Raw genomic sequence first — 21,065 nt, 5'->3', positions numbered from 1 at the left:
TTGGGCGGCCACACATGGACGTCGCAGCCGCCGTAGCCGCCTTCTTCCCCCCTCAGGAGCCCGGACCCGTGATGACACTCGCCCTCGGCCCGAGCTGGCTCGATCCCAACTACCTGCTGGACACCTACAGCATCTGGGGTCTGCTGCTCATCGTCTTCGCCGAGTCCGGCCTGCTCATCGGCTTCTTCCTGCCGGGCGACTCGCTGCTGTTCACGGCGGGTCTGCTGATCACCTCCGGGGAGCTCGACTTCCCGCTGTGGGGAGCCATCGCGCTGATCTGCGCCGCGGCGGTCCTGGGCGACCAGGCGGGCTACATGTTCGGGAAGAAGGTCGGACCGTCCCTGTTCAACCGGCCCGACTCACGCCTGTTCAAGCAGGAGAACGTCACCAAGGCGCACGAGTTCTTCGAGAAGTACGGCCCGAAGTCGCTGATCCTGGCCCGCTTCGTGCCCATCGTCCGGACCTTCACGCCGATCATCGCGGGCGTCAGCGGGATGCGGTACCGCTCGTTCCTGACCTTCAACGTCATCGGCGGTGTGCTGTGGGGCGCCGGCGTGACGCTCCTCGGCTCCTGGCTCGGCAACATCGGCATCGTCAAGGACAACATCGAGGCGATGCTCATCCTCATCGTCCTGATCTCGGTGATCCCGATCGCCGTCGAGTTCCTGCGCGCCCGCGGCAAGAACAAGCGTGCGGAGCCGCAGGCCCCCGAGCAGCCCGGGCCCGAGCAGCCGCAGGCGCCGGTCATGGACGCTTCCACGACCCAGCTCCGCCGCATCGAGCCCGGCCAGCCCTACCAGGACCCCTACGGGAACCCGTACGAGCAGCAGGCGGCCCCCCAGCGGCAGCCCCATCCCCCGCAGCACTGGCAGCAGGGTCACCCCGGCCAGGACCAGGGCGGTCAGGGCTACCCCGGCCAGGACCACGGCGGTCAGGGCCACCCCGGCCAGGGCCACCCCGGCCAGGGCCACGGCGGCTACGGCCGGCAGCAGGACCCGTACTACGGCCAGCAGCCCCAGCAGCAGTACGACGACTACGGACGCCCCCGGCAGCCGCAGCAGTCCCAGCAGCCCTACCCCTACGGTTACGACCAGGGACAGGGCCAGGGCGGCCACCGCCCCCAGTAGGGGCGGGGCCCTAGAAGCCCCTGGTCCGCTTGGCCGCCCGGCGTTTGCCGGCGGAGCCGATCCGGAGGGTGAGCCGGGAGATCTCCGCACCCAGGTTCACCCCGATGGCGATGGCCATGGCCAGTGACACGGCCTTGGCCAGCGACACCAGCCCCTTGTCCACCTCGCTCTGCGCGATGGCCAGCAGACCGAAGTACGTGGCCGAACCGGGCAGCAGCGGGCCGATCGCGGCCGTGGTGAACGGCAGCGCGGACGCGAAGCGATAGCGCGCCAGCAACTGCCCGAACAGGCCCACCAGACCGGCCGCCACCGCCGTGGACGCCACCGGCGAGATGTCCGCGGTGTACTGCAGCGCGCCGTACACCGACCAGGCGACACCGCCGTTGAGCGTCACCCACAGCACCGTGGAGCGCTCCTGCTGGAGCAGCACGGCGAAGGTCAGCGACAGCACCATGGACGCCAGGATCTGCAGCACCGGCCGGGACTGGATGTTCAGTGCCGCGTCCGGGTTCAGCTCGCCGCCCACCTGCACGCCGAAGTAGAGCACCGTCAGCACGCCGATCACGATGGCGACGAAGAAGTACATGACCTCCAGCAGCCGCGCCGACGCGGTGATGTAGAAGCCCGTCAGTCCGTCCTGCACGCCTGCCACCAGCGCCCGCCCCGGCAGCAGCGCGAAGAGCCCACCGGTGACCACCGCGGACGCCTTCACGTCCACGTCGGCCAGAGCGAACGCCACGCCGATCGCGGCGGGCGGCATCGCGGCCGCCGTGAACTGGTAGAACTCCGGCAGCCCGCGCCCGGCCAGCAGCCAGGCCAGCCGGTCGCCGAGCATCGCCCCCAGCGCGGCCGCGACGAACACGATCGCGTCACCGCCGACCAGCACCGAGGCCGCGCCCGCCAGCCCGCCACTGGCCATCGTCAGCGCCCAGCCGGGATAGGGGTGCCGGTTGCGCCGCATCTCCGCCAGGCGGCCGTACGCCTCCTCCAGGGACGGGTGCGCCTCGGCGTCCGTGAGGTCGTCCACCAGCCGGAAGACGGCCGCCAGCCGGGTGTAGTCGGTGCCGCGCCTGCGGACCGTCCGGGACGCCGTCACCGGGTCCTCCACCAGGGAGGGCTGATAGGTGATCGACAGCAGCGTGAAGGTCACCGTCGGCTCGCAGCGGTCCAGTCCGTAGGACCGGCACACCGCGAACATCGCGGCCTCCACGTCCTCGGCGCCCTCACCGCCCGCGAGCAGCAACTCGCCGATACGCAGGGTCAGGTCGAGCACGCGCGGGACCGCCGGGCCCTCGTCCTCGGAGCGCGCCACCGGCTCCAGCGCCGGGCGCTCGGCCACCGGCATGCGCAGCATCGTGCGCATCCGGTCCTGCCAGGGCGCGTCCGTGATCAGCGTGATCATCGGGACGCCCGTCGCGGGGGTGAACGCGGCCGGCGCGTCCTTGACGCTGTACGTACGCGGCATGTCGAACGCCGAGCCCTCCGGCTCGGCCTCCGCCTGCGCCGTCTCCAGCCCCTTGGGCACGGCGAACTCGGACGTCGTCTCCGACTCGCCGCTTCCCCTGGCGACCGCGAGTCCCTCCGGGATGGCGAACTCGGACGTGATCTCCGGGTCGAACGTGGCCCGCGCCTCGTCCGACCGGGGCTTGCGGTCCTCCGCCTCCGACACCTCGCACCGCTCCCTGAATGGCACCTTCCGATTACGCCTCAGTATGCGCGTGAAAGCGCGAGCGGGCCGCACCACCCCCACCGGGGTGACACGGCCCGCTCGGACAGGAGGGGTAGGTCAGTGACCGCCCTGCTCCTCAAGGCGCTTGAAGGAGCGCTCGATCTCCGCCTCGGCCTCCTGGCGGCCCACCCAGTTGGCGCCCTCGACCGACTTGCCCGGCTCCAGGTCCTTGTAGACCTCGAAGAAGTGCTGGATCTCCAGGCGGTCGAACTCCGACACGTGGTGGATGTCGCGCAGGTGCTCCACGCGCGGGTCCGTCGACGGGACGCACAGCAGCTTGTCGTCGCCGCCCGCCTCGTCGGTCATGCGGAACATGCCGATCGCGCGGCAGCGGATCAGGCAGCCCGGGAACGTGGGCTCGTCCAGGATGACGAGCGCGTCCAGCGGGTCGCCGTCCTCGCCGAGCGTGTTCTCGACGAATCCGTAGTCGGTCGGGTAGGCGGTCGAGGTGAAGAGGCGACGGTCCAGGCGGATCCGACCGGTCTCGTGGTCCACCTCGTACTTGTTCCGCGAACCCTTCGGGATCTCGATCGTGACGTCGAACTCCACCGGTGGCTCCTCCATGATCAGCACATAGTTCTGGTGGTTAAGTGTCCCTCACGCAGGAGTGTGATCGCGAAAGGGGCTGGTGGTCGTGCCGGAGCTGGGACCTTTGCGGTCCGTGGGACCGCGTGTGAAGCGGCTCGCGGACGCCCTACGGCCGAGTCTGGCGCACACGGCGTCCGCCGTGAAACCGCCTCTCGCGCGGTTGACGTCCGCCCTGCGTCCCGGAGCCGGCCAGCTGGGTCCCAGACCCTCACGGACCTGGTACTTCACCGCCTCGGCGGCCGCCGCCGGACTGGCACTGGCCGCCGGCGCAGCGGCCGTGGCCGGCCCCTTCGACGGCGCGGGTCAGCGTACGGCCGAGCGGGACCGCGCGGTCGCCCTCACGCTCGTACGTGGCGCAGATCACGACGGCGGCGGCATCGCGGGAGGCGGTCCCGAGACCGCGCCCAGCGCCCCGCCCGTACTGCGCGCGCTCGGCGGCGCCGCGGAGCCCGCCAGGTCCGGCAAGGTCCCGCCGAGCGGCATCGCGGGCGCCCTGGCCCCCCTGCTGGCCGGCCCCGCCCTCGGCGAGGGCCGTGCCGCGGCCGTCGTGGACGTCGCCACCGGCAGCCGTCTGTACGGCACCCACTCCGGCCAGGCGTTCACACCCGCCTCCACCACCAAGATCGCCACCGCGGTGGCCGCGCTGTCCGCGCTCGGCCCCGACCACCGGCTCACCACCCGCACCGCGCTCGACCCCGACACCGGCGAACTGGTCCTCGTCGGCGGCGGCGACCCGACCCTCACCGCGCACAAGTCGAGCGGCGGCTGGGCGAGCCTGCGCACCCTCGCCGCGAGCACCGCGACCGCGCTGAGGAAGCGGGGCGTCGAGAAGGTCACGCTGTCCTACGACACGACCCTGTACTCCGGCCCCTCCCGGCACCCCATCGGCGTCAACGACAACCTCGCCGAGGTCACCGCCCTCACCGCCGACGAGGGCCGCACCGACGACTCCGGCAGCGGGCCGGTGAGCCGCGTGGCCGACCCCGCCGCCGAGGCCGCCCGCACCTTCGCGGGGTTCCTCGAACAGGCGGGCGTCAAGACGACCCCGCCCGGCCCCTCCAAGGCCACCTCCCGCGCGACCACCCTCGCCTCCGTCTCCTCGCCGCCGCTGTCCGACGTGGTCGAGCGGATGCTGACCAACAGCGACAACGACATCGCCGAGGCGCTGCTCCGGCAGACCGCCCTCGCCTCCGGGCAGCCCGGCAGCTTCGCGGGCGGCGCCAAGGCCGTCGCCGCCCGCCTGACCAAGCTCGGACTGCCGATGCGCGGCGCCTCCTTCCGCGACGGCAGCGGGCTCGACCGCGACGACCGGCTCACCGCCGACCTCCTGACCTCGCTGCTCGCCACCGCCGCCGACCCCGCCCGGCCCGGCCTGCGCCCCGTACTCACCGGCCTGCCCGTCGGCGGGTTCACCGGAACCCTCGCCCAGCGCTACGCCGACGGCGGCGCGGCCGGCCTCATCCGCGCCAAGACCGGCACCCTGACCGGTGTCAACTCTCTCGCCGGCACGGTCGTCACCAAGGACGGCCGCCTCCTCGCCTTCGCCTTCCTCGCCTCGGGCACCACCGACCCCCAGTCCGCCCAGTCCGCCCTGGACCACGCGGCGACGACCCTGGCCGGCTGCGGCTGCGGGTAGCCGCCGCGAACCGGAGCGCCCGCCCCGCCCGACGCACTGCCCGGAGGGCGGGGGCTCACGTACCGTTGACGCATGACGAGCTTCGGTGGCACCGCTTCTCAGGGGATGGTCGACTGGAATCTCGCGGTGGCGACCGCGACGCGGCTCGTGCGGCCGGGGCCGGAGATCAGCAGGGACGAGGCCAGGGCGGTGGTGGCCGAGCTGCGCCGGCACGCCAAGGTCTCCGAGGAACACGTACGGGCCTTCACCCGCATGGGGACCGGGGACGTCCACGACACCCCCGTCCTGGTCGTCGACCGCCCCGGCTGGGTACGGGCCAACGTCGCCGGCTTCCGTGAGCTGCTGAGGCCCCTGCTCGACAAGATGCAGGAACGGCGCGGTCCGGGCGCGGGCAACGCCGTCCTCGGTGCCGTCGGCGGCAAGGTGACCGGTGTCGAACTCGGCATGCTGCTGTCGTTCCTGTCCTCCCGCGTCCTCGGCCAGTACGAGACCTTCGCCCCCGCGGCCCCCGACCTGCCCGCCGGCACCGCGCCCGGCGGAGGCGGCCGGCTGCTGCTCGTCGCGCCGAACATCGTCCACGTGGAGCGCGAACTCGACGTGGACCCGCACGACTTCCGGCTCTGGGTGTGCCTGCACGAGGAGACCCACCGCACCCAGTTCACCGCCGTGCCCTGGCTCCGCGACCACCTGGAGGGCGAGATCCAGGCGTTCCTCGCGGAGACCGACGTCGACCCGATGACCTTCCTCGAACGCGTCCGGGACGCCGCCCAGTCGCTCGCCGGTGGCCGCCCCGAGGGCGAGCGGGAGGACGGCGGACGCTCGCTGGTGGAGCTCGTGCAGAGCCCCGCCCAGCGGGAGATCCTCGGCCGCCTCACCGCCGTCATGTCCCTGCTGGAGGGGCACGCCGACTTCGTCATGGACGGCGTCGGCCCCGAGGTCGTGCCGAGCGTCGCCGAGATCCGCGAGAAGTTCCAGCAGCGCCGGGCCAAGGGCGCCTCCCGCCTCGACCTCGCGCTGCGCAAACTCCTCGGGCTCGACGCCAAGCTGCGCCAGTACCGCGACGGCGAGCGCTTCGTCCGCGCGGTCGTCGACGAGGTCGGCATGGACGGCTTCAACCGGGTGTGGACCTCGCCCAACACGCTGCCCACCAAGGCCGAGATCTCCGACCCGGCCGCCTGGGTCGCGCGAGTGCACCGCACGACCGAACCCTGAGGGCGGTTGGACGGCGGGTAAATGCCCCTCCAATCACCCGTCCGAGGGACCGTCAGCCATGCGTAGGCGTGCAATGCTCGGGGAACCGCCCGTTTCTGTCACCATCGACGCACTCTGAGTGACCGGACTTCGGGCTCGTCCCCGAAACTTCATGAAGGGAACCGGACATGGGTCCCCATCCCGCGGTCGCGGCGATACGCCTGGCGGTCCGCCGCGTCCTCCACGACATCGCCACCGGCCAGGCCGCCGAGCACGGCGGCACCGCGCACGGCGGCCACGGCGCCGTGGCCGTCGCCCACCGAACCGGCGGGCCGGGCACCGCGCAGCGCCACCGGGGTCCCGCCCCCGCCACCGCGCCGCTCGTCCTCGTCGCCTGCTCCGGAGGCGCCGACTCCATGGCGCTCGCCTCCGCCCTCGCCTTCGAGGCCCCCCGCCTCGGCCTGCGCGCCGGCGGCGTCACCGTCGACCACGGCCTCCAGCCCGGCTCCGCCCTGCGCGCCGAGGAGGTCGCCCTCAGGCTGCGCGGACTCGGCCTCGCTCCCGTGGAGTCCGTCGCCGTCACCGTGGGCCGCGAGGGCGGCCCCGAGGCGGCGGCGAGAGACGCCCGGTACGCCGCCCTGGACGATGCCGCCGAACGCCACGGCGCCGCCGCCGTCCTGCTCGGCCACACCCGCGACGACCAGGCCGAGACCGTCCTGCTCGGCCTCGCCCGCGGCTCCGGCATCCGCTCCCTGTCCGGCATGGCCGCGGTCTCGGGGGCCGACGGCCGTTACCGGCGCCCGTTCCTCCAGCTCGACCGGCAGACCGCCCGCAAGGCGTGTCTGGTCCAGTCGCTGCCCGTCTGGGACGACCCGCACAACACCGACCCGGCCTACACCCGCTCCCGGCTGCGCCACGAGGGCCTGCCCGCGCTGGAGAAGGCGCTCGGCAAGGGCGTCGTGGAGGCGCTCGCCCGTACCGCCCAGCTCTCCCGCGACGACGCCGACGCCCTGGACGCCTGGGCCGGCCAGGCCGAGTCCTCCGTACGCGACGCCGACGGCGTGCTGGAGTGCGCCAAGCTCTACGCGCTGCCCCCCGCGGTGCGCCGCCGGGTGCTGCGCCGGGCCGCCATCGAGGCGGGCGCTCCGGCCGGTTCGCTCTTCGCCCGGCACATCGAGGAGCTGGACCGGCTGATCACCGGCTGGCGGGGCCAGGGAGCCATCAATCTGCCGGGCAAGGTCGTCGCCCAGCGGCAGGGTGGCAGACTGGTGATTCGGCAAGGCTGAAATCCCGACCCCCGGAGCCCGACTCCGACGGGGCCGGGCCTGCCGGTGGCCGCCGGCGCGGCCATAAGTGCGGGACGACCGAAAGTGATGCGGGTGGACGCGAAAGACATGGGTGCCGACCTCCAGCGGGTGCTCATCACCAAGGAAGAGATCGACGCGAAGCTGGCCGAGCTGGCCGCGAAGATCGACGCGGAGTACGCGGGCAAGGACCTGCTGATCGTCGGAGTCCTCAAGGGCGCCGTCATGGTCATGGCGGACCTGGCGCGGGCGCTGTCCACCCCCGTCACCATGGACTGGATGGCCGTGTCCTCCTACGGCGCGGGCACCCAGTCCTCCGGTGTCGTCCGCATCCTCAAGGACCTCGACACCGACATCAAGGGACGGCACGTCCTGATCGTCGAGGACATCATCGACTCCGGGCTGACCCTGTCCTGGCTGATCAACAACCTCGGCTCGCGCGAGCCCGCCTCGCTGAAGGTGTGCACGCTGCTGCGCAAGCCGGACGCCGCCAAGGTCTCCATCGACGTGGAGTGGGCCGGCTTCGACATCCCGAACGAGTTCGTCGTCGGCTACGGCCTGGACTACGCCGAGAAGTACCGGAACCTTCCGTTCGTCGGTACGCTCGCGCCCCACGTCTACGGCGGCTGACCCGAGCGGAGCAGACCGCCGGGGAAGATCGGGAACCCCGGCGGGCTCCGTGACGTTGGAGTATTGGAAGACGGGCCGTGGCCCGTCCGGACCGCCGAGTGCGGCTGCGGACGACGAGGCTGGGGTACCGTCAGAAGAACTGTCTTATCAAACTCACTATGGCAGGAGGGACGGGGCGTCACCGCTCCGTGTGGATGGACGTGAAGCGATACTTCCGTGGGCCGGTCATGTGGATCGTGCTGGCCGTCCTTGCCGTGGTCGTGTTGATGCAGGTCGTCGGCAATTCCGGCGGCTACAAGACGGTGGACACCGGCCAGGTCGTGGCGGCGATCAACGACAACAAGATCAAGTCGGCCAAGCTGACCACCGGTGACGAGCAGACCATCAAGGTCACGCTCAAGGACGGCGTCAAGGTCAAGGACAGCTCGAAGATCCAGGCGAGCTACATCGGCGACCAGGGCGTGGCACTGGCGCAGACCCTGCAGAACAAGTACCAGGACAAGCAGATCTCCGAGGGATACACCGTCTCTCCCTCGAAGCAGAGCCCGTTCGTCGGCGTGCTGCTCACCCTGCTGCCGTTCGTCCTGATCGTGGTCGTGTTCCTGTTCCTGATGAACCAGATGCAGGGCGGTGGTTCGCGGGTCATGAACTTCGGCAAGTCCAAGGCGAAGCTCATCACCAAGGACACGCCGAAGACCACCTTCTCCGACGTCGCCGGCTGCGACGAGGCCGTCGAGGAGCTCCACGAGATCAAGGAGTTCCTCCAGGAGCCGGCCAAGTTCCAGGCCGTCGGCGCCAAGATCCCCAAGGGCGTCCTGCTGTACGGCCGCCCGGGTACCGGCAAGACCCTGCTGGCCCGCGCCGTCGCGGGCGAGGCCGGGGTGCCGTTCTACTCGATCTCCGGTTCCGACTTCGTCGAGATGTTCGTCGGTGTCGGTGCCTCCCGGGTGCGTGACCTGTTCGAGCAGGCCAAGGCGAACGCCCCGGCGATCGTCTTCGTCGACGAGATCGACGCGGTCGGCCGGCACCGCGGTGCCGGGCTCGGTGGCGGTCACGACGAGCGCGAGCAGACCCTGAACCAGCTCCTGGTCGAGATGGACGGCTTCGACGTGAAGGGCGGCGTCATCCTGATCGCCGCCACGAACCGGCCCGACATCCTGGACCCGGCCCTGCTGCGTCCCGGTCGTTTCGACCGGCAGATCGCGGTCGACCCGCCGGACCTCCAGGGCCGCCTGGAGATCCTCAAGGTCCACCAGAAGGGCAAGCCGGTCGCGCCCGACGTCGACCTGGCCGCCGTCGCCCGCCGGACCCCCGGCATGACCGGCGCCGACCTGGCCAACGTGCTCAACGAGGCCGCGCTGCTCACCGCGCGCAGCGACCAGAAGCTGGTCGACAACAAGGCGCTGGACGAGGCGATCGACCGTGTGGTCGCGGGCCCGCAGAAGCGGACCCGGATCATGTCGGACAAGGAGAAGAAGATCACCGCGTACCACGAGGGCGGACACGCCCTGGTCGCGGCGGCCTCGCCGAACTCCGACCCCGTCCACAAGATCACCATCCTGTCGCGGGGCCGCGCCCTGGGCTACACGATGGTGCTCCCGGACGAGGACAAGTACTCGACCACGCGCAACGAGATGCTCGACCAGCTCGCCTACATGCTGGGCGGACGCGCGGCGGAGGAACTGGTCTTCCACGACCCGACCACCGGCGCCGCGAACGACATCGAGAAGGCCACCAACGTGGCCCGCGCGATGGTCACCCAGTACGGCATGACCGAGCGGCTCGGCGCCATCAAGTTCGGCGGCGACAACTCCGAGCCCTTCCTCGGCCGTGAGATGTCGCACCAGCGCGACTACTCGGAAGAGGTCGCCGGGCTGGTCGACGAAGAGGTCAAGAAGCTGATCGAGACCGCGCACAACGAGGCGTGGGAGATCCTGGTCGAGAACCGGGACGTGCTCGACAACCTAGTCCTGGCGCTCCTGGAGAAGGAGACCCTGGGCAAGGAGGAGATCGCCGAGATCTTCGCGTCGATCCACAAGCGCCCGCCGCGTCCGGCCTGGACCGGCTCCTCGCGGCGTACGCCGTCCACCCGCCCGCCGGTGCTCTCCCCCCGGGAGCTGGCACTGACCAACGGTGCGAACGGCTCAACGTCCGCTATCAGCACGGTCAAGTCCACGACGACCGATCAGGGTCCGGTCCCGGAGCCGTCCCCCGAGGACCGCCCCGAGAGCTGACGCTCTCCCCGGCCACCGGCCGGAATGCATGCCGTGCCCCCCGGGCTCTAGCCTGGGGGGCGCGGCATTTCACCATGTCCGCGCGCTGGACGCACAGGAACGAGGCACCACATGACCGACCCCGTGACGCTGGCCGGAGACGGCGCCGTCGGCGAGTTCGACGAGAAACGCGCCGAGAACGCCGTCCGCGAGCTCCTGATAGCCGTGGGAGAGGACCCCGACCGCGAGGGCCTCCAGGAAACCCCGGCACGGGTGGCGCGGGCGTACCGGGAGATCTTCTCCGGCCTCCGGCAGCGCCCGGAGGACGTGCTCACGACGACGTTCGACCTCGGCCACGACGAAATGGTCCTGGTGAAGGACATCGAGGTCTACAGCACCTGTGAGCATCATCTGGTCCCCTTCCGGGGCGTGGCCCACGTGGGCTACATCCCGTCGGTCACGGGGAAGATCACGGGCCTGTCGAAGCTCGCCCGGCTGGTGGACGTGTACGCGCGTCGCCCCCAGGTGCAGGAGCGGCTCACCACGCAGATCGCGGACTCGCTGATGGAGATACTCGAGCCGCGCGGTGTGATCGTCGTGATCGAGTGCGAGCACATGTGCATGTCCATGCGCGGCATCCGCAAGCCGGGTGCGAAGACCATCACCTCGGCCGTGCGCGGCCAACTCCGGGACGCGACGACCCGCAACGAGGCCATGAGCCTCATCATGGCGCGCTGACCGCGCTCCCGGTCACCCCGCTCGGTCCGGCGGGCCGGCGGACCCCTCAGGCCGCCGGTTCCGTGCCGGTGGGCGGGGTGTCGTCGTCCTCGGGGAGGCGGCAGACGCGTTCGAGGAGCAGGGCGGCCGCTATGACGGCGAAGCCGGCGAGGACGGAGCAGCCGGCGTAGATGGCCTGGTCGCGCCGGGCGGGGATGTCGAGGAGCTCCAGCAGGAGAACGCCGGTGCCGCCGTAGGCGCCGCTGACCAGGGCGGCGACCAGCGCGCTGGCGTGGGCGAAGACGACCGCGCGGGCGGCCATCATCGGGTCGACGCCCTTGGCGTCCGGGCGGCGCTCGCGCTGGGCCTTGAGCCGGGCACGCAGGGAGAGCGCGGTGGCGAACAGGACCACGGCGATCAGCGCGAGCACGATGGGCGCGGCCACCGGCACGCCGGGCAGGACGCCGAGCGAGTTCCAGAGGCGGGCGCCGGCCCAGGACAGGACTCCGGCGACGACGAACACGCCTGCCAGCACCCTGATGCGAAGCTGTTTCACGGTGTCCCTTCAGGTCCCCCCGGACCTGTCGGGCCCGTGGTCGTCCTCGACCTTAACGACTACTCGGGCAGTCGGAGTTCCAGATCCGCGCGGGGCGCGACGCCCTCGCGGGTGACGGCGGACAGCAGACCGGCGACCGGGCCCTGGCCGGGCAGCTCGGCCTCGGGGTCGACGTCGTGCCAGGGGGCGAGGACGAAGGCCCGCTGGTGGGCGCGCGGGTGGGGGAGGGTGAGCCGGGGGTCGGCCGAGGTGACGTCGGCGTAGGACACGATGTCGACGTCCAGGGTGCGCGGGCCCCACTGCTCGTCACGGACCCGGTGGAACGCCTCCTCGACGGCCTGCGCCCGCTCCAGCAGCGAGGACGGCGGCAAGGTCGTCTTCAGCACCACGACCGCGTTCAGGTAGGAGGGCTGGCTGCCGGGCTCCACGCCCCACGGCTCGGTCTCGTACACCGGGGAGACGGCCTTGACGCGGACGCCGGGGGTGTCCTCCAGCGCGTCCACGGCCCCCTGGAGGGTCTCCAGGCGGTTGCCGAGGTTGGATCCGAGGGAGAGCACGGCCCGCTGGGGGTTGTGCAGGGTGGAGTCGGCGTCGTCGACCTGCTGGACGACGGACGCGGGCACCGGCTGGACGGTCGGGTCGCTGTGACCCTTGGTGAAGGGGCGGGTCATGCTCGGCTCCGGAGGATGGTGACGGTCACGTCGTCGAAGGGGACGGTGATCGGGGCGTCCGGCTTGTGGACGCAGACCTCGATCTCCTGCACCCCCTCGTGCTTCAGACAGGTCTGCGCGATCCGCTCGGCGAGGGTCTCGATCAGGTTGACCGGCTCGCCCTCGACCACGGCGACGGCCTCCTCGGCCACGATGCCGTAGTGCACGGTCCTGGTGAGGTCGTCGTCGGCCGCGGCCGCGCGGGTGTCCAGGCCCAGGACGAGATCCACGATGAAGGTCTGGCCCTCCTCGCGTTCCTTGGGGAACACCCCGTGGTGCCCACGGGCCTTCAGGCCCCGCAGCGCGACACGATCCACGCGAATCACTCCTGCAATCGTCGGGAACGGCCGGTCGCTGCCACGCTCGGTCGGCACACCGGCCCTGGACGAATCTACCCGCGCGCACGGACAGGGCCGGGCCACGGGGGTGCGGCCCGGCGCCGTCACCGGAAGAGTTCACCGGGCGTTCGCCCGGGGGAGCCGGTCCGGCCGTCGGCCGTAGCCGCGCTCGCCCCGGCCAAGGTGATTCCCACCACGCTCAGGCGAGCGTGCCGTCGTCCGGTCCGACGCCCTGGTCCCCGCCCGGCCCGTCCTCGTCGTCCTCCTCGTCGTCCTCGGAGGTGGCGAGCACCGGGGAGGCGTGGTGGGACCACATCTTCCAGCCCTCGGGGGTGCGCCGGAACACGTTGGTGGCGACGACGAGCTGCCCGACCAGCGGCCCCAGCTCCTCGCCCTCCTCGGGCGCGGGGCCGCCGCTGAGGATGTTCTCGGTGCAGCTCACGATCGCGGTGTTCCCGGTGACGGAGACGTGCACGTCGGTGAGGAAGAACTGGATGTAGTCGGTGTTCGCCATGATCAGCGCGTACGACCTCAGCACCTCGCCGCGCCCGGTGAGCACCGGCCAGCCGGGGTGGACGCAGGAGACGACCCCGGTGTCGGCGGGGTCGTGGTACTCCTCGTCCACGCCCAGGTCGGCGGGGGACAGCCAGAGCCCGGCCACCTCCTCGAAGTCGCCGCGCTCCATCGCCTCGTAGTAGGAGGTGTTAGCGGCGGACACCGCTTCGACGTCGACGTCCGCGGCGCTCACCGGGCGCCCTCCATGGCGCGGGCCACGCGGACCGCGTCCGCCGTGGCGCGCACCTCGTGGACCCGGACGGCCCAGGCGCCGGCGTGGGCGGCGAGGGCGGAGACGGCGGCGGTGGCGGCGTCGCGTTCGCGGGCCGGCGGGGTGGGGCCCCCGGGTCCCGCCAGGACGTGGCCGAGGAAGCGTTTACGGGAGGCGGCCACCAGGAGAGGGTGGCCCAGCGCGCGGATCCGGTCCAGGTGGGCGAGGAGGGCGAGGTCGTGCCCGGCCTCCTTGGAGAAGCCGAGGCCGGGGTCGACGACGACGCGCTCCGGGGCGACGCCCGCCGCGAGGACGGCCTCCACGCGCGCGTGGAGCTCGTCGCAGACCTCGGTGACGACGTCCTCGTAGGCGCCTCGGACGTTGCCGCCCTCCAGGAGGCCGCGCCAGTGCATGACCACGAAGGGGGCGCCGGCGGCGGCGACCACGGGCAGCATCGCGGGGTCGGCGAGACCGCCGCTGACGTCGTTGACGAGGGCGGCGCCCGCCGCGAGCGCCTGCTCGGCGACGGCCGCGCGCATGGTGTCCACGGAGACGGTCACGCCCTCGGCGGCCAGTCCCCGCACCACGGGGACCACGCGGCGCAGCTCCTCGGCCTCGTCGACGCGGGTCGCGCCGGGCCGGGTGGACTCGCCGCCGACGTCGACCAGATCGGCTCCCTCGGCCGCGAGGTCGAGGCCGTGCTTGACGGCGGCCGTGGTGTCGAACCAGCGGCCGCCGTCGGAGAAGGAGTCGGGGGTGACGTTGACGACGCCCATGACCGCGCAGCGGTCCCAGGCCGGAAGCCCCGCCACTTCGCCGCGCCCGCTGAGGTTCTTCATACGTTCAGCGTAGGCCCCGAGGTGCACGGCGAAGGTGTGCGGGTCGGTACGGAACGGCCCCTTCCGGACCGCCTCGGCAAGGCGGTCCGGGGCCTTCACGGCCCTCTGCGCGAGCTGCGCGGGATTGGTCCGGCCGGGTCAGGCGGGCCGTACGCCGTGCTCGTGGGAGCGGTGCGCGCAGGGCCGCGCGGCGGCGTTGCGGCGGCGCCGCAGGAAGCGGGGCAGCGGCAGCGCGAGGTCGACGAACCCCTCGGCCTGCATCGCGGCGAAGCCGATGCGGGGCAGGTCGGCCGAGGCCCGGTAGACGACGAAGCGGGGTTCCCAGCGGGGCTGGAACTTGGCGTTGAACTTGTACAGGGACTCGATCTGGAACCAGCGGGAGAGGAAGACCAGCAGCCCTCGCCAGGCCCGCAGCACCGGTCCGGCGCCGATCTTCTCGCCGCGGGCGAGGGCGGAGCGGAACATGGCGAAGTTGAGCGAGACGCGGGCGATGCCGAGCTTGGGCGCGGCCTGGAGGGCGGCGACGATGAGCAGCTCGTTCATGCCGGGATCGGCCGCCCGGTCCCGGCGCATCAGGTCCAGCGAGACGCCGTCCCGGCCCCACGGCACGAAGTGCAGGATCGCCTTCAGGTCGCCGTGCGGGCCGGGCGTGTCGTCCTGCTTGTGGGCGGTGGCGATCAGGCAGTCGCCGTCGGCGGGGTCGCCGATGCGGCCGAGGGCCATGGAGAAGCCGCGCTCGTTGTCGGTGCCCCGCCAGTCCTCGGCGGCCAGCCGTACGCGCTCCAGCTCGCCGTCGGAGAGGTCACGGACGCGCCGGACGCGGGTCTCGTAGCCGGCCCGCTCGATGCGCTTGACCATCTGGCGCACGTTCCGCATCGCACGTCCGGCGAGCGAGAAATCCGCCACGTCGACCACCGCCTCGTCGCCCAGCTCCAGGGCGTCGAGGCCGGTCTCCCGGGTCCACACCTCGCCGCCCGTCTCCGAGCAGCCCATGACGGCGGGGGTCCAGGAGTGGGCCTTGGCCTCGTCCATGAAGCGCTCGATGGCGCCGGGCCACGCCTCCACGTCCCCGATGGGGTCGCCGCTGGCCAGCATCACGCCGGAGACGACCCGGTAGGTGACGGCGGCCTTGCCGCTGGGGGAGAAGACGACGGCCTTGTCCCGGCGCAGCGCGAAGTGGCCGAGGGAGTCGCGCCGGCCGTGCCGGTCCAGCAGGTCCCGCAGGCGCGCCTCGTCCTCCTCGGTGAGGCGGGCGGCGGGGTGTTCGGGCCGGAAGGCGAGGTAGCTGGTGGTGACGGCGGTGAGCCAGCCGAGGGCGCCGAGGGAGCAGGCGACCGTCCAGGAGGTGCTGCCCTGGTAGTCGACGGGGCCCTCGAAGCCGAACAGGCCGTAGACGACGTGGGTCAGCCGATCGGCCAGGCTCGGGTCGCCGAGTGTCCGGTCGGGGTGGACGCTGACGATGACCAGTCCGAGGACGAGGGAACCGGCGCTCATGAGGACGAAGTTGGCCAGGGCCCGCCAGCGGCTGCGCGGGTCGGGCAGTGCGGCGAACTCGGCGCGGTGGCGCAGCAGCGGCACGAGCAGCGCGACCGAGATGAGCACGCCCAGCAGCGAGTGCCGGTACACGAACTCGGCGACCGCGCCGGCCGGCAGCAGTACGACGGCGGCCCGCCAGGCACGCCGTTTGCGGCGCCGGAGCCCGTGCGCGAGCAGGAGCAGCAACACGCCCGCGCTGAGCGAGAGGGCCGCGGCGAACGGTCCGAAGGAGCCGGGCAGCGCCTCCGCGATCGCGTGCATACGGCTGTGACGGAAGCGCGGGAACACGCCCGCGGCGATGTCGAGCAGGCCGACGAGGGCGCACGCCCGGCCGATCAGGGTGGGAACGGTTTCGGCACGAGGGCCGCGCAGTATGCGCCGCGCCCGGTTCGAACCCCGCGGAACCCCGCCTGACAATTCCCCATCTATCCTGACAGACATCGCATCCCGTAGCTCTGCGAGAGACCTTGAAACCCGGTGCCGATCGGGCATCCGGTGACATTGCGCCCTCTAGGACGGTGTCTTGGGGAGACAGGTTCCTCCCGCTCCGGAAAGTCGGGTCAAAGGTCAAGGAAAGCCTGGGGCAAGTCCGTGCCAAGGCACGGGTGTCCGGGCGGAAAGCGCAGGCAGGAACAGCCATGGGTCTCACGAGCAACTCACTTCTTGTGCTGGCGGTGGCGGTCGCCGTGGTGCTGTTCGGGGCCACGCTGTGGCTCTGGCCGCGCCTGGCCCGGCGGAGCTGGGCGGCCCTCGGCGGCCGGATCGGCCTGCTGATGGCCACCCAGCTGGCGCTCATCTGCTCCCTCGGGGTGGCCGCCAACCAGAGCTTCGGTTTCTACGCGGGCTGGGACGACCTGCTCGGCCGGGAGACCGCACAGGGTGTCCTGGTCGACCAGTCGGCGACGACCGCCGGCGCGGGTGGCCCGCTCAGGGTGGTCAGCATCAAGTCCCCGCCGGGTGACGGCGGGTCGCGTGCCTCGGCGGTGGGTCAGGTCCAGAAGGTCGACATCGTCGGCCGGGTCTCCCGCATCGCCACCCCGGCCTACGTCTATCTGCCCCCGGAGTACTTCCAGCCCCGGTTCCGGACCCGGACGTTCCCGGTCGCGGTGGTGCTGACCGGCTACCCCGGTACCGCGCAGGCCCTCGTCACCAAGCTCAAGTACCCGGGTGTCGCGCGGGGGCTGGCCAAGGACGGGCGGGCGCAGCCGATGATCCTGGTGATGATGCGGCCCACCGTCGCGCCCCCGCGCGACACCGAGTGCGTGGACATCCCGCAGGGTCCGCAGACCGAGACCTTCTTCGCCAAGGACCTCCCCGAGGCCGTCCTCGCGCACTACCGGGCCGGTGCCCGCCCCGGAAGCTGGGGCATCATCGGCGACTCCACCGGCGGCTACTGCTCGCTGAAGCTCGCCATGCGCCACCCGGGCGTCTACGCGGCCGGCGCCGGCCTCTCGGCGTACTACACCGCGCCCGTCGACCCCACCACCGGCGACCTCTTCCACGGTGACCGCAGCCTGCGTGACCACGCCGATCTGCACTGGCTGCTCGCGCACGAACCGGCCCCCGACACCTCGCTGCTCGTCACCAGCAGCAAGATCGGCGAGCACAACTACCGGGACACGCTGAGGTTCGTGAACGAGGTACGCGCCACCGGCCGGACCAGGATCTCCTCCATCATCCTCGAGAGCGGCGGTCACAACTTCAACACCTGGCGGCGCGAGGTCCCGCCCGCCCTCCAGTGGCTCAGCGGGCAGCTCAGCGACCGCTGAGCGGAGGCCTGAAACCCCGTGAAGCCCTTGCCGTGGCCGGATTTTTGGGTCTCGGGGGCCCACGGGGCGCCTACGCGCGGTAAGTTTCTGGCCATGCCACGTGGACGCCACCGCCATTCACCGCCTCTGCACCGGCTGTTGCCTCCCTCCGCGATCGCCGGTGTCGCCGTCGCCTGCGCGCTGGCGCCCTGGGTGTTCTCCTCCCTCGGGGTGGTGCGCGCCCTGGCCGGCATCGCCGCGCTCACGGCGGTCGGCGGCGCGGTCGTGATGCGCCAGTGGGACGCACAGGCGGGCAAGCAGGTCGCCGAGCTGACCCGTGCCCGGGCGAGCGACGAATGGCGGTACGACGAACGGGTCGCCGAACTGGAGACCGACCTGGAGGAGTCCCGCGAGCTGCGCGCCAAGCTGGAGCGGCGCCTGCGGGCCAAGCGCGCCGAACTGGCCGGGCTGCGCAACGAGCACGCGTCCCTGCTGCGCCGGTACGCCACCGCGGAGACCGAGCGCGCCAGCGCCCTGGAGGGGCGGCGGCTGCTGGAGATCGAGACGGTGCCGGTGTCCGGCGCGCTCGCGCTGCCGGCCGGGCCGAGTGCGAAGACCCCGGTGGCCGCCGGCGAGGCGCCCCCGGCCGTCTCCGCCAAGGAGCTGTACCTGAAGGCCGCGACCGCGCTGGCGCGCCTGGAGCGGTCGGCCGAGGAGCCCGAGGCCGGGGCGGAGTCCGAGGTGGAAGCCGTCGCCAAAGGAGAACCGGACGGTGCGGGCACCGGGGCCGGCGGCACCGCGGGGCTGGGACCCGTGGACGCCGAAGGCGAGGTGACCGACGCGCACGCCGTCTCCGCGGAGTCGCCGGAGGAAGCGCAGGCTCACACCGCCGAGACGGCCGTGGTGCCCGCCCGGTCCACCGCGCAGCGCCCCGCCGGGCACTTCGCCGTGCCGACCGCCGCCGCCGTCGTCCAGCCCGCGCCCTCCAGGCATCCGCGGATCGAGGGCGGGTTCGACTTCTTCGGGACGCACAAGGACACCTCGGCGGAGCTGGACGTGCGCAACGAGGACCTGGCCGACGTGGTCGGGCACGAGGCCCTCGCGCTGCACAAGGCGGACGCCGGGTCCGCGTACAAGGCCGCCGGCGTCTACGAGGTGGGCCAGGTCATCGACCTGACCGCGCACGACGAGACCGAGCACATCGACGTGGAGGGGCTGCGCAGCGCGGCCTCCTGACTCCGTATCCCCCGGACGTGGGGGAGACTGGGACGCATGACTGCCACGGAGACCACGGTCGGGATCGGCGGTGCCGCCGAGAGCACCGACATGGTGCTCAACATCGGCCCGCAGCACCCCTCCACGCACGGCGTGCTCCGGCTGCGGCTGGTGCTGGACGGCGAGCGCGTCCAGCGCGCCGAGCCGGTGATCGGCTACATGCACCGGGGCGCGGAGAAGCTGTTCGAGGCCCGTGACTACCGGCAGATCATCATGCTGGCCAACCGCCACGACTGGCTGTCGGCGTTCTCCAACGAGCTGGGCGTGGTGATCGCCGTCGAGCGGATGCTCGGCATGGAGGTGCCCGAGCGCGCGGTGTGGACCCGCACCCTGCTCGCCGAGCTGAACCGGGTGCTCAACCACCTGATGTTCCTCGGCTCCTATCCGCTGGAGCTGGGCGGCATCACCCCGGTCTTCTACGCGTTCCGCGAGCGCGAGGTGCTCCAGAACGTGATGGAGGAGGTCTCCGGCGGGCGCATGCACTACATGTTCAACCGGGTCGGCGGCCTCAAGGAGGACCTCACCGACGGCTGGACCGGGCGCGCGCGGGACGCGGTGGCCGCCGTCCGCTCCCGCATGGACGTCTTCGACGACCTGGTCCTCGGCAACGAGATCTTCCGGGGGCGCACCCGTGGCGTCGGGGCGCTCACCCCTCAGGCCGTGCACGCTTACGGAGTGAGCGGGCCCATCGCGCGGGCCTCGGGTGTCGACTTCGACCTGCGCCGCGACGAGCCGTACCTCGCCTACGGGGACCTCCAGGACACCCTGAGGGTCGTCACCCGGACCGAGGGCGACTGCCTGGCCCGCTTCGAGGTGCTGCTGGAGCAGACCCACAACGCGCTCGACCTCGCCGACGCCTGTCTGGACCGGCTCGCGGAGCTGCCGCCCGGCCCGGTCAACCAGCGGCTGCCCAAGGTGCTGAAGGCGCCCGAGGGGCACACCTACGCCTGGACCGAGAACCCGCTCGGCATCAACGGCTACTACCTCGTCAGCAAGGGTGAGAAGACGCCGTACCGGCTGAAGCTGCGGTCGGCGTCGTACAACAACATCCAGGTGCTGGGCGAGCTGCTGCCGGGGACGCTGGTCTCCGACATGGTGGCGATCCTGGGGTCGCTCTTCTTCGTCGTGGGCGACATCGACAAGTAGGTCTACAGGGGCGGTTCGGGCAGCCCGGCCGGCTGGAGGAGCCAGCCGAAGTCGCCGAGGCCGCCCGGTGCGGTGAGTTCGGCGGCGGCTCCGGCGCCCGCGAGGGCGCGTACGTAGGCGGCGGGGTCGGTGCCGGCCAGGGTGAGCGGGGGGCGTGCGCCGGTGACGTCCAGCGCGCGCAGGGCCTCGCGCTGGGTGAGCAGGCGAGGGGTGCCGCGGGCGTTCCCGGCCGCCGCACAGGCGTCCAGGGCGACGTGCGCGGTGATGTCGCAGGTCCCGTCCGGCACCGGGGCCGTCTCCCGGCCGGCCCGGAACCCGGTGAGCGTGCCGAAGGGCGGGCGGGTGCCGAGGGTGTGGGCGTAGTCGACGGCCACCGCGAGCCCTTGCCGCACCCGGCCGACGGCTGCCGCCCAGGCCCGGTCCCTCGGCAGTCCGATCTCCGCCCGCAGCCCCTCCTCGGCGGCCGTCGGCCACCATCGGGCCAGCCACTCCGCCCCCTCGCCCGCCACCGGGTCCCCGAGCCGCTCGGTGCCGTCCGGGGCGACCAGCACCATCCGGGGCACACCCGCGCGGTCGGTCTCGGCCACGTCCACGGGCACGTTGTCCAGCCACTCGTTGGCGAACAGCAGCCCGGTGACCTCCGCAGGCGTCTCGGCCCGCCACTCGATCCGCCCGTCCAGCCCCTCGGGCCGGTCCGCGACCTCCACGGCGTACGCCCGCGTGCGCGCCGCCACCTCGCCCGGCAGCGCGGCCAGCACCCCCTGGGTGAGTTCCCCGCGCCCCGCGCCCAGATCGACGAAGTCCAGCACCTCGGGCCGCCCCAGCGCCGCGTCCACCCGGCACAGCAGTCGGGCCACGGCGGCGGCGAACAGCGGCGAGGCGTGCACGGAGGTGCGGAAGTGACCCGCGGGCCCCTCGGGGCGCCGGTAGAAGCCCCGAGGGCCGTACAGCGCCCGCTCGGTGGCCTCCCGCCAGCCCTGCTCCGGTGTCTCCCGCACCGGGTCAGCCTAAGGGCT

Annotated in this window: 19 protein-coding genes; 10 read left to right on the top strand and 9 right to left on the bottom strand. The window is 72.4% G+C overall.

Annotated features, from left to right (window positions below; translation table 11 throughout):
* Positions 1–68 precede the first annotated feature (68 nt).
* Complete coding sequence (locus tag ACWCV3_RS07560) at positions 69–1,127, top strand: VTT domain-containing protein (protein WP_451219852.1); 1,059 nt, start codon at positions 69–71, stop codon at positions 1,125–1,127.
* A gap of 10 nt (positions 1,128–1,137) precedes the next feature.
* Here the strand turns inward: ACWCV3_RS07560 and ACWCV3_RS07555 are convergent, their stop codons facing one another.
* Both ACWCV3_RS07555 and ACWCV3_RS07550 read right to left on the bottom strand, forming a co-directional pair.
* Complete coding sequence (locus tag ACWCV3_RS07555) at positions 1,138–2,796, bottom strand: threonine/serine ThrE exporter family protein (protein ID WP_451219849.1); 1,659 nt, start codon at positions 2,794–2,796, stop codon at positions 1,138–1,140.
* Positions 2,797–2,913: 117 nt separating this feature from the next.
* Positions 2,914–3,405, bottom strand: a complete 492-nt coding sequence (locus tag ACWCV3_RS07550) for an inorganic diphosphatase (protein WP_451219846.1) — start codon at positions 3,403–3,405, stop codon at positions 2,914–2,916.
* A 79-nt stretch (positions 3,406–3,484) separates the two neighbouring features.
* On the opposite strand from ACWCV3_RS07550, the gene dacB reads away from it, so the two are divergent.
* The 6 genes from dacB to folE all read left to right on the top strand — a co-directional run bounded on the left by dacB (position 3,485) and on the right by folE (position 11,156).
* A complete protein-coding gene (dacB, locus tag ACWCV3_RS07545) occupies positions 3,485–5,080 on the top strand; it encodes a D-alanyl-D-alanine carboxypeptidase/D-alanyl-D-alanine endopeptidase (protein WP_451219843.1) in 1,596 nt (531 codons plus the stop codon).
* A 105-nt stretch (positions 5,081–5,185) separates the two neighbouring features.
* Positions 5,186–6,292, top strand: coding sequence for a zinc-dependent metalloprotease (locus ACWCV3_RS07540; protein ID WP_451220334.1), 1,107 nt, complete (start codon positions 5,186–5,188; stop codon positions 6,290–6,292).
* Positions 6,293–6,459: 167 nt separating this feature from the next.
* A complete protein-coding gene (gene tilS / locus ACWCV3_RS07535; protein ID WP_451219840.1) occupies positions 6,460–7,557 on the top strand; it encodes a tRNA lysidine(34) synthetase TilS in 1,098 nt (365 codons plus the stop codon).
* An 87-nt stretch (positions 7,558–7,644) separates the two neighbouring features.
* A complete protein-coding gene (gene hpt, locus ACWCV3_RS07530; protein ID WP_031182761.1) occupies positions 7,645–8,205 on the top strand; it encodes a hypoxanthine phosphoribosyltransferase in 561 nt (186 codons plus the stop codon).
* Positions 8,206–8,399: 194 nt separating this feature from the next.
* Complete coding sequence (ftsH, locus tag ACWCV3_RS07525) at positions 8,400–10,439, top strand: ATP-dependent zinc metalloprotease FtsH (protein ID WP_451219836.1); 2,040 nt, start codon at positions 8,400–8,402, stop codon at positions 10,437–10,439.
* 111 nt (positions 10,440–10,550) lie between these two features.
* A complete protein-coding gene (gene folE, locus ACWCV3_RS07520) occupies positions 10,551–11,156 on the top strand; it encodes a GTP cyclohydrolase I FolE (RefSeq protein WP_451219833.1) in 606 nt (201 codons plus the stop codon).
* Between the two features lie 46 nt (positions 11,157–11,202).
* On the opposite strand, the gene ACWCV3_RS07515 is transcribed toward folE, so the two are convergent.
* The 6 genes from ACWCV3_RS07515 to ACWCV3_RS07490 form a co-directional block, all read right to left on the bottom strand.
* A complete protein-coding gene (locus ACWCV3_RS07515; RefSeq protein WP_451219830.1) occupies positions 11,203–11,691 on the bottom strand; it encodes a DUF3180 domain-containing protein in 489 nt (162 codons plus the stop codon).
* A 59-nt stretch (positions 11,692–11,750) separates the two neighbouring features.
* The gene (folK, locus tag ACWCV3_RS07510; RefSeq protein ID WP_451219827.1) at positions 11,751–12,362 is read right to left on the bottom strand and encodes a 2-amino-4-hydroxy-6-hydroxymethyldihydropteridine diphosphokinase; all 612 of its coding nucleotides are present in this window, start codon (positions 12,360–12,362) and stop codon (positions 11,751–11,753) included.
* Complete coding sequence (gene folB, locus ACWCV3_RS07505) at positions 12,359–12,718, bottom strand: dihydroneopterin aldolase (protein ID WP_451219824.1); 360 nt, start codon at positions 12,716–12,718, stop codon at positions 12,359–12,361. The genes folK and folB overlap by 4 nt, the downstream gene beginning before the upstream one ends.
* Positions 12,719–12,938: 220 nt before the next feature.
* On the bottom strand, positions 12,939–13,487 hold the full coding sequence (locus ACWCV3_RS07500; RefSeq protein ID WP_451219821.1) for a nuclear transport factor 2 family protein: 549 nt from the start codon (positions 13,485–13,487) through the stop codon (positions 12,939–12,941).
* Positions 13,484–14,344, bottom strand: a complete 861-nt coding sequence (gene folP, locus ACWCV3_RS07495) for a dihydropteroate synthase (RefSeq protein WP_451219818.1) — start codon at positions 14,342–14,344, stop codon at positions 13,484–13,486. The genes ACWCV3_RS07500 and folP overlap by 4 nt, the downstream gene beginning before the upstream one ends.
* A gap of 138 nt (positions 14,345–14,482) precedes the next feature.
* Complete coding sequence (locus tag ACWCV3_RS07490) at positions 14,483–16,321, bottom strand: phosphatidylglycerol lysyltransferase domain-containing protein (RefSeq protein ID WP_451219816.1); 1,839 nt, start codon at positions 16,319–16,321, stop codon at positions 14,483–14,485.
* Between the two features lie 197 nt (positions 16,322–16,518).
* Between ACWCV3_RS07490 and ACWCV3_RS07485 the strand changes: the two genes are divergently transcribed.
* The 3 genes from ACWCV3_RS07485 to ACWCV3_RS07475 all read left to right on the top strand — a co-directional run bounded on the left by ACWCV3_RS07485 (position 16,519) and on the right by ACWCV3_RS07475 (position 20,049).
* The gene (locus ACWCV3_RS07485) at positions 16,519–17,649 is read left to right on the top strand and encodes an alpha/beta hydrolase (protein ID WP_451219813.1); all 1,131 of its coding nucleotides are present in this window, start codon (positions 16,519–16,521) and stop codon (positions 17,647–17,649) included.
* Positions 17,650–17,742: 93 nt separating this feature from the next.
* On the top strand, positions 17,743–18,864 hold the full coding sequence (locus tag ACWCV3_RS07480; RefSeq protein WP_451219810.1) for a hypothetical protein: 1,122 nt from the start codon (positions 17,743–17,745) through the stop codon (positions 18,862–18,864).
* Between the two features lie 36 nt (positions 18,865–18,900).
* The gene (locus ACWCV3_RS07475; protein ID WP_451219808.1) at positions 18,901–20,049 is read left to right on the top strand and encodes an NADH-quinone oxidoreductase subunit D; all 1,149 of its coding nucleotides are present in this window, start codon (positions 18,901–18,903) and stop codon (positions 20,047–20,049) included.
* A 2-nt stretch (positions 20,050–20,051) separates the two neighbouring features.
* On the opposite strand, the gene ACWCV3_RS07470 is transcribed toward ACWCV3_RS07475, so the two are convergent.
* Complete coding sequence (locus tag ACWCV3_RS07470) at positions 20,052–21,047, bottom strand: SAM-dependent methyltransferase (protein ID WP_451219805.1); 996 nt, start codon at positions 21,045–21,047, stop codon at positions 20,052–20,054.
* Between the last annotated feature and the right edge of the window lie 18 nt (positions 21,048–21,065).

The sequence above is a fragment of the Streptomyces sp. NPDC001781 genome, assembly GCF_053596035.1.
Note: the sequence above shows the minus strand (reverse complement) of the source record. Positions and strands in the feature narration are given on the sequence as shown.